This window comes from Acinetobacter johnsonii, assembly GCF_048551975.1.
Taxonomy (GTDB): Bacteria; Pseudomonadota; Gammaproteobacteria; order Pseudomonadales; family Moraxellaceae; genus Acinetobacter; species Acinetobacter johnsonii_A.
Map to the genome: position 1 here is coordinate 1 of NZ_JBIMCF010000206.1, position 280 is coordinate 280.

The 280-nt window shown below is 42.5% G+C and carries 1 protein-coding gene; it reads left to right on the forward strand.

The features are described 5' to 3' along the window. The coding region (locus ACG9ZB_RS17260) for an ABC transporter permease (RefSeq protein WP_419326849.1) at positions 1–280 on the forward strand (280 nt) is incomplete at both ends.

Consider the following 280-nt stretch of genomic DNA (forward strand, 5'->3'; position numbering starts at 1 on the left):
GTCTTGGTCACCTCATTCTTATTTTCACTGGGTGGTTTTATCAATGCGGTGTATGCCAAATCTTTTGATGATATCTCCATTCTCCCAACCTTTGTGCTGACGCCTTTAACTTATTTAGGTGGCGTATTTTATGCCATTTCAGCACTCAGCCCTTTTTGGCAAAATCTATCGTTGATCAATCCGATTGTATATCTGGTCCATGCTTTTCGTTTCGGTATCTTAGGTCAGAGCGATGTTAACGTCGTCGTCTCCCTACCTGTTATGACCATATGCTGTGCAG